7 protein-coding genes are annotated in these 8,790 nt (G+C 42.9%); 4 read left to right on the top strand and 3 right to left on the bottom strand.

The genetic code is table 11. The features are described from left to right. Window positions 1-65: 65 nt before the first annotated feature. The 3 genes from ACTRWI_RS17135 to ACTRWI_RS17125 all read right to left on the bottom strand — a co-directional run bounded on the left by ACTRWI_RS17135 (window position 66) and on the right by ACTRWI_RS17125 (window position 4,532). Window positions 66-623 carry a PhnA domain-containing protein gene (locus ACTRWI_RS17135; protein ID WP_004738048.1) on the bottom strand — a complete coding sequence of 186 codons (558 nt, stop codon included), beginning with the start codon at window positions 621-623 and terminating at the stop codon, window positions 66-68. 230 nt (window positions 624-853) lie between these two features. Continuing rightward, entirely contained in the window at window positions 854-3,271 is a 2,418-nt protein-coding gene (locus ACTRWI_RS17130; protein ID WP_499133023.1) for a VolA/Pla-1 family phospholipase, read from the bottom strand. Window positions 3,272-3,284: 13 nt separating this feature from the next. Next, window positions 3,285-4,532, bottom strand: coding sequence for a porin (locus ACTRWI_RS17125; protein WP_499133022.1), 1,248 nt, complete (start codon window positions 4,530-4,532; stop codon window positions 3,285-3,287). Window positions 4,533-4,890: 358 nt separating this feature from the next. On the opposite strand from ACTRWI_RS17125, the gene ACTRWI_RS17120 reads away from it, so the two are divergent. From ACTRWI_RS17120 to ACTRWI_RS17105, 4 genes are all read left to right on the top strand, one after another. Beyond that, window positions 4,891-5,973 carry a site-2 protease family protein gene (locus ACTRWI_RS17120; protein WP_499133021.1) on the top strand — a complete coding sequence of 361 codons (1,083 nt, stop codon included), beginning with the start codon at window positions 4,891-4,893 and terminating at the stop codon, window positions 5,971-5,973. A gap of 93 nt (window positions 5,974-6,066) precedes the next feature. After that, window positions 6,067-6,492: a hotdog fold thioesterase gene (locus tag ACTRWI_RS17115; RefSeq protein WP_004738033.1), complete on the top strand. Its 426-nt coding sequence runs from the start codon at window positions 6,067-6,069 to the stop codon at window positions 6,490-6,492. 77 nt (window positions 6,493-6,569) lie between these two features. Beyond that, entirely contained in the window at window positions 6,570-6,803 is a 234-nt protein-coding gene (locus ACTRWI_RS17110; protein ID WP_499133020.1) for a DUF3389 domain-containing protein, read from the top strand. 162 nt (window positions 6,804-6,965) lie between these two features. Next, window positions 6,966-8,657: an SgrR family transcriptional regulator gene (locus tag ACTRWI_RS17105; protein WP_499133019.1), complete on the top strand. Its 1,692-nt coding sequence runs from the start codon at window positions 6,966-6,968 to the stop codon at window positions 8,655-8,657. The last annotated feature ends 133 nt before the right edge of the window (window positions 8,658-8,790 follow it).

Genomic DNA, 8,790 nt, shown 5'->3' with positions numbered 1-8,790 from the left:
CCGATACAAAAAAAGGCGCTCGATAAATGTGAACGCCTTTTTAAAGTTAGAGCTGTAAACAGTAACTATTTCTTACGACAGTATTCAGCGATTACATACATTGACTGACCACCGTTTGCCTTACCAGAAACAAGCTTCGGATCGTCGCCAAGGCTTATGCCACGTATCACCGTGCCTTGTTTGATAACTTGGTTAGTACCTTTTACAGGTAGGTCTTTAATGACTGTTACGTCGTCACCTTTCTTCAATTCAACGCCGTTTACATCAAGGGGTTTGTCATCAGCAGACATGCCGATTTGAGCCCAAACAGATGTTTCTTCTTCCATGTACATCATGTCTAGCGCGTCTTGAGCCCAGCTCTCTGAGTTAAGACGAGTTAGTTGGCGCCATGCTGTTACTTGGACAGGGGCTTCTTGGCTCCACATGCTGTCAGTTAGGCAGCGCCAGTGGTTAATATCTTTAGGCTCGTCAATCTCACCAAGACATTTGTCACATACCATGATGCCGTGATCCACTGTTACGTGGCTGTGTGGCGGTACTGCGTATGCAGTAAGAGAAGAATCAGAACCACATAGTTCACATTTAGATTGGCAGCGTTCTAGCATAGTAGCTTCAGAAGACATAATGGACTCACATTTATTAGGTATTAATTTACGGGGGGTATTATCCACTTTATTTACAATAAAGAAAGAGGTCGTACGGTATTCTGTCTTGATTAATTTTAGTCGAGGTCAACCATTTGTGTTTTAAAGTTTTATGCAAACGGTTAACTAGGCTTTGGTAAAAATTGCGGATACAAAAATGCCAGCGGTTAGGCTGGCATTTGATTTCAGTGAAAAAACTTAAGTTTTACTTATTCCAATAGAGCATCTGGTGCTGCTGCATCAAGGCTATCCGATTCTAAGAAATCAGCTACTTGAGCTCTCATCGATAGGGTATGAGCGGCATCAGAAAGGTCTGCTTGCGGCCCAATGATCGTGGAATGCTTAGCTGTAGCATTATATTGAACAAACACGCGGTTTCCAGTTGAAGGGCTAGCTTTTGTAGAGTCATCTAAACCTAAAGTTGCATCTAACCCTTCTGAACCAACAAACGAAGCCGTGTAAGACAATGGTTCATCGTTATCATCACTACCATTGTTTGGCACCGTTTCATCATTTTGCGACTGTATCAACAACGTTGGATAGCTCGAGTTTAACGTTGCTAGAGCTTCAGTATTAGCAAGTGAATGAGGATCTACTGTGTCAATTAGGGTTTGAGCTGCTACTTTAAACGCTACCAATTCAGCTTCAATTGCTGCTGCACTTGCTGGGCTACTTTGTGCAAAAGCACTATAACAGTCACTATCTTTAATATTGTTGGCTGCACACACCGCTGCAACTGAATTTTTATAAGTTTCATTCAGCTCTTTCGCGAGATTGTGTTTAATTTCAGGACCAAAGGTTTTTGATGCAAACAATAGTTCAGCAATGTGACCACCTGAATTGGCATATACCGCAGAGCTAAACTTATGTGTACCAGCAAATTCGGCGGTCGCTACCGAAGTAAAACCAGTAATCCCCCCTAAAGAATGCCCCATGAATTTAACATTCGCATCAGTCGCACTTACGTTTGCTAAAGGTGTACCCGTAAAGTCATTACTCACTTTTTCAAGGGCCATACGAAGGCCAATTACATCCAGTGCACTTTGACGGATATTGTCACGGGCAACAGGTAAAGCATTTAGATTCAGATAGTAAAGAGCATTATCGTTAGTCGATATCGCACCGCCAGCAAGTGAGCGAGAACCGTGAATCGGGTGATCAATAGCTATAACTGCAAGACCCTGTGCTGTTAAATTAGCAGCGAAGGCATATGCATTTTCTTTTACAGTAGTAATACCATGCTGATAAATGACGACACCTGAAGGTGTACCTGTTGTCGGTGTAAACAAAATGACGTCAACAGCTTCGAGTGATTTAATTTGTGGTATTGGTGAATACTGAGTAACAATGCGCTCACTATCCAGTGGAGTGCCGCTTGCGTCCTTGGTAAGGGTTTTCCCCATCAATGTAGTCACATCATCAGCACTAAGATTGGTTGGATCTAGACCCAGTTTAACCAATTCTCCACCCACAAAAGAGCTTGTAGAGCTGTCTGTTAATGCACTTTTTATGATCGCTAAACTGTCCAATGCTGATGCAAATGGTGTGGTAGAAAATTTAGCCGGATCTGTTTCAAGAAAATATGGTAGTTGGACTGTACCTTTAGTCACATTTACTGATGAAGTGCTGATACCGCCATTTGAGTAAAGGAGTTTGATGCCACCGATTAAAGTCGCAGTTTCCGCCGCATCATTATCTCCGAGATATTTTTTAAAATTGGCATCAGCTGCAATTGCTGTGTCAAATGGTTGCGTTGATGATGAATCTAAAACAAGACTATAAGCGCTCGCTAAATCAACATTATTTGGATTAGCACTACCATTCCAGTATGTAGAAAGTGGCGCGCCTGCATCTACCATTTCACCGATTAATGACGCAGTAGAGGCAAGTACATCACCTACTGAGGTTGTGGTGAACCAAGCTGAATAGACGATTTTCTTAGCATCTACAACGGCAGCAGCTATAGCTTCTTGGCCTTTGATCAGGGTTTGAGCACTGGCTAAATCACCTGTTGAGTACGTTTTTGTATCAGTTTTCAGTGCGGCATAGCTTTGGGACGTACCTACTGGGTTTCCATTTACATCTGTCACATCATCAGTAATAACAAGTAAGTATTCAGACTTTTCATCAAACGGAGTATTCGGTGCGATAGCTAAGTTTGAACCCGTTTTGTAAACTGTGTAATCCGAAGTAGATACAGGTGTTGGTATTTGAGCCGCTGAAGATGTATCGGTTAACTTTTTAGAAAGCTTTAGCAGCGTAACACCGGAAGTAACGATACCAGTAGCATCACCGAAGCCATCACCTTCAAACTCGATATAAATAGGCATACTTGTCGAGAAGCCGTCAGCATAATTGAGTGCAGCTTTTGGATTCGAAATGCTATCGTCCCCACCAGTTGGAATAGCTAAAGTACCATCTGTGGAGTCAAACAACAGGTTATTATTTAAAGGTACAGACGCATTGCTACCTTGCAATAACATTTTTTGTGTTGTTGCTCTTGCTAAAGATGTTTCTAGGTAAGCTTCAAGTTGTTGATTACTTGTGCCTGAACTCTCAGTGTTGTCACCACAACCTGCTAACAGAATCGCGGAACATAATAGAGAAATCTTAAAGTTACGTTTCATAGTAAATCCCGAATTAGTTAAATGTGTAGTTAAGCTGAACTGAAGAAAGGTAGGCTGTACCTTCAGCTTCAAAGGTTTTTTCTTGTTGGGCGCCATTTGTTTCCGTGAATTCGCCGTCGTCACTCACTACAAGAGCAAAACCAGCATCTACTGTCATGTTTTCACTCCAAACGTAAGTAAAACCAGCGCTGTACCACATACGATCACTGTCGGGGATACTCAGCGTTGCTTCGCCAGCTTGCTCGTCATATGCGTAGCCAGCTCTCACTGTCCATTGAGTGTTTAGCTTATAAGTTGCACCGACTGAATATCTATTATTGTCGTCGTACTTTTCAGGTTTGTAGAAACACTGTCCAGCTACGCTATTATCATTACAATCTGGGCTTGTCGCTTTTAGCTCTTTAAAAGTGCTCCAGTCCGTTTGTTGCCAGCCGTAATGGATAGCCCACTGTTCATTAAGTTGGTGGAACGCCGATAGTTCAATGATTGCAGGTAGCTCAATTTGCAAGCGACCATCAACTTTTGGGGCAGTTGCTCTAGCTGAGTCATAACTTGTGAATTCCCCGTCATCAAAATCAAGGTCGACTTTAGAACGATAACCAATGCTGAAACGGTTGTTTGCGTTTAGTTCATACATCGCTGCAACGTTCCAGCCGTAGCCAAAAGTTTCGCCTGTCATGCCAATAAGGTTGTCAGATGCATTGCCGCCGACAAAGTTGTTTAGCTCCCCTTTATGACGTGTGAGTTCTGCTTCCGCATACACGAGATTAAGACCGCCCCCGATACTGAATGAGTTGTTGATTCGGTAAGCGATATTTGGGTTTAAATTGACAGATAGTAATGACGTATCACCAGCCATATCTCCAGCTGCTATATCATTAGGGTAGTCTGTGGCAACACCATAGTTGGTGAACATACCAATACCCCAAGCCCACTTCTCATTGATCGGACTAATATAATAAGCTGCAGGTACCACTTGTAACGGGGCAACGTCTTTTGAATGTTCTTTTGCATCTACGTCATAAACGTTAACTTCGGGATCAACGATAGAAACCGCGCCTGAAAACTGGGCTGTATCAAATAGGGTCATCGCGGCGGGGTTTCTTGCTAGTACACTCGCGTTGTCAGCTACTGCACCTTCACCTGAGAACGAGCGACCAAGACCTGAGGCTGAATGCTCAGCAACTTGGAAGCCAGCGGCAAGTGAATTACATGCAAATAGTACCGACAGTGAAACGAGAGAGCGTTGTATTGTTTTCATCCTTGACCCTCCTAGGGCATCAAATTTCATTATTCTTGTTTGAAAACACACTGAGCATTTTTGGTGTTGAAGCTCTAATGTAAACAGCATGTTAAATTCATGTTTTATATAAAGTCAAAGAAAGAGTTGTTATTTTGTGAACTTATATTTTTAAGGGGCGGCACTTTAACATCAATATTATAAATTCAATCAATGATTTATTGGTGGTTGGAGGTGTGACCAGAGCGTTTATGCACCATATCGGTATAAATAGTGTTCAACAGCTCAATATGTAACGATTTTGTTTCTGTTTACCGCCATTCCCTAAATCGGCATAATACCGGCTCATTTTGATGGTCTTTTAATTGGAATTTATAGTTTGGAATTAATCGCGATAGAGTTTCTTGGTAAACCGCTTCGTTTAGAAGGATCGATGGCAGGGTGGCAGCAGCTATTTTGGGACAACACATTAGTGTCTCAATTAGATGCGACTTCGGAAGGCGGTGATGTGCGTACACACACATTTTTGCTTCGTTCTGGCGAAGAAACGTTGCAGTGTCACGTTGAGTCTATGGTTCAGTGGCAACCTTTTGAGATGGCTTATAAGGCGCTGGTTAACGGAAAAGTCATCACCGAAGGAAGCCGTAATACTAAAGACATCGAGCAGCAAACTCCGGTTGTGGCACCTAAACCTGAAAAGCGCTTTAGTCTGATTGGGTTAGTATCGCTTGGAATGAAAGCGCTCAAGAGCGCTAAGTTGATTAAAGTAGTGCTTGCATCTGCAAGTTTGGCGGCATATTCGTGGCTGTTTTCTATCCAGTTCGCTCTCGCCTTGATCGCTTGCTTGATGTTCCATGAATATGGACATATTAGAGCCATGAAATACTTTGGTATGAAAACGAAAGGTATTTATCTTATCCCATTCCTTGGTGGCTTAGCACTTTCTGATGAAAAGATTAATACACGATGGCAAGATGTGGTTATCTCAATTATGGGGCCTCTATTTGGGCTGATATTGTCGCTTGTGTTTACCGTTTTTTATTGGGTGACAGGCGAGATGTTCTTTGCTGGCCTTGCGGTATTTAATGCCTTACTAAACTTATTCAACTTGCTGCCAATTTTACCTCTCGATGGTGGTCATGTTCTAAAAAGTATTAGTTTTTCAATGAACAGCGTGCTCGGTATCGTTCTGTGTGTCGCAGCCGCGGTTGCTGGAGTTGTGCTTAGTTATCAGTTGAATCTAACTCTGTTTGGTTTCTTATTGATTATGGGTAGCGTTGAAATCCTGTTTGAATGGAGAGGGCGCCACCATAGCCATTTATTACCACTAGATCGATATGGCCAAGTAGTTTCTTTCCTTTGGTATGTAGGTCTAGTGTCTAGTTTGATCGGCGTTATTTGGTACTTCGCGTCTACGGGCGACCAGCTATTAAGCCTACCGTTACAGATCCTTGGTACTTAATACTCCAACTACAGAGCAAATTAAAGAGCGAAAAGCTAACAAAACGAACCATCTACTAACGTAATGGCTAATATCGATAATTAAGGAGCCTGCATGACGATTTGGAAAAAGCCTGTTGACCTAGATACCTTCAACGCAACCTCAAAGAATACCTTAATTGAGCACCTCAACATTGTTTATACCGAGGTAAACGACAATTCATTAGTGGCAACGATGCCCGTTTGTCACTTCACACACCAACCACTTGGTATGCTTCATGGTGGCGCTTCCGTTGTTCTTGCAGAAACGCTAGGCTCATTAGCAGCAAATTTCTGTGTTCCAGAAGGCTACTACTGTGTCGGACTCGATATCAACGCGAATCATGTAAGGTCGATGCGTGAAGGGCATGTAATCGGTACCGCCGAGCCTATTCACCTTGGCGTATCGACACAAGTATGGCAGATAAACATCACTGACGAACGTCAACGCTTAGTTTGCACAAGTCGTCTCACCATTGCGGTAAAAAAACACAAGCGATAACTCGTCAGACTGTTAGGCCCATTGTGGTCTCCGGTTTTAACGCCATTATCCAACCATAATCCTAGTTTGAGAAATCCATGGTCATAACCTTTAAAAGTGGAAAAGTCATTGCAACAGCACATGAGCTTGTTGTGCGTTTAGATGGTGAGCATAGAGTCACGCTACAAGCACAGGTTGATGCCATTCAACTGATCGGAAAAGGGGCAAATGTCATCTCCGCAAATGGCTCTGAGTGTAAGTGGTCAATAAAACTCGATGACGAGCAACAACTTCGCGATATTGCTAACAAAATAGGCTGTGATGTCATGTAACTCTAGAGCGTCTGAGTACTTTTGGTGCTTGTCACTTCTCTATGTTTGAGTAGGTCTGCCTAAATTCGATAATTCTGTGTAAAAACATTATCAGTTAGATTGATTTTCACTTGTAAAATGAGGAAACTGAATTCAATATCCCTTGATTAAGTTTTCCTCTTTATGAGTAGCCCAAGACTTCGCGTTCAATTCGAAACCCTATTTGAATACTTCGATGGTAAAGACTCTGATGTTCAGCTCGATGACATAACAGATGTACTCTGTTGTACCCGTCGAAATGCTAGAATGGTACTCAACAAACTCGAAGAAGAGGGTTGGGTAGAGTGGCTACCTGCAGCTGGTCGAGGTAAGTTGTCCCAACTTATTTTTAAGCAGAACCGTTGTGACGTCAGCGAAAACTTGGCAAGACGCTATTTAGAAGAAGGGAAGATTGGACAGGCATTGTCTGTTCTTGATCAAAATGCCGCGAAGCTAACCCAAGTCATCCAAAACTATTTGGGCGTTCAGTACCAAGAGGGTGAACAGGTTATCCGTTTGCCTTATTATCGTCCTCTCTCCATGCTTAACCCGACTAAGTTGATGCGTCGTTCAGAGCAACACATCGCCTGCCAAGTATTCAGTGGTTTAACTCGCTTGGATGAAAATGATCAGTTACAACCTGATCTTGCACATTCTTGGCAAAAAATCAGTGACTATCAATGGCGGTTCTTCTTAAGGCCAGGGGTTCGCTTCCATAACGGTGAACCACTTATGACAAATCATGTTGTCGATACGCTGCTAGCGCTAGAACCACTCAACATGTTCTCCCATATTAAAGACGTATCATCTCCGGCCAATTGCGTGGTTGATGTCTTTCTAACCCGTCCAGATAAATACTTCCCAATAGCGCTCACAGAATCTGTCGCAAAAGTAACGTTACCGATGATTTTGCGTGGGGAGGACTACGATATTCGTCCAATTGGTACTGGGCCGTATCGCATTGAGAAGAATGACGAAAAACAACTCGTGTTAACCGCTTTCAATGGCTACTTTGGTTTTAGACCTCTGATCGATCGTGTGGAAGTTTGGGTTGTAGACGAGGCCTATTCATCGATGGTTTACCCGAGCCTTTCGAAACCTGTAATGGCTGACCGCGGTGATAGTGATGAGGTAGAACTTGACCCAGGATGTACCTATCTACTGCTTAACAGAAAGAAAGGCATCGCAAAGGACCCAGCATGGGCTGAGTTTTTGTCTAATGCTCTAAATGCTGCCGATCTTTTTGTGCATATTCCCAAAGAGACGGTTATTGATTTGGGCGTATTACATGCTTACGGTATCAAACCGGGTTGGTACGATATCAAGTTAAAAGTCCCAGTATGTCCACCAGCCGATACTAAGCCTTCGATTAAATTAGCATATCAATGCCAACACCCTATGTTTCCTACGCTTGCCAAGGCCATTGTTACGGTACTCAAGCAATACAACGTCGATGTGGAGCTATTTGGTTACGAAACCGATCCTCCTCATGCGGATGATGTGGATATTTGGATTAACCCTATGGGAATTGCCAATAACAGGGACGATGCGTTGGCATGCTGGCTTATGGATTACAGTTTTCTTGATGAATCGAGCCCAGCAGAAGACTTTGATCAATGGTGTTATATGATTGATCGTTGGCGCTCAGGTGAATTTGAACAATTCCCGGCAAGGCAGCTTGGTAAGCAACTGGTACAAAGCAACCAATTGATACCTATGTTTCACTGTTGGCTAGGCGTAAACAAAGACCAGTGCGGTACCTTACAAAACGCGAAATGTAATGCGCTCGGTTGGTTCGATTTTAGCCAAGTTTGGGTTAAACCAGACGTTGATTAATACGCGGATAGTGTCAGGAAGGGCAAGGGAATAGTAATGCAAACCGTCTTAGTGATATTAATTACGCTGGTGGCCTTTGCGGCAGATTCTGTGCTTTGTCGATGGGCATTGATGGATCAAACCATCGATACTT

It is taken from the genome of Pseudoalteromonas sp. G5_S1_14_S5 (assembly GCF_054968605.1).
The sequence above is the reverse complement of the archived record's forward strand: the minus strand, read 5'-3'. Positions and strand labels throughout refer to the sequence as shown.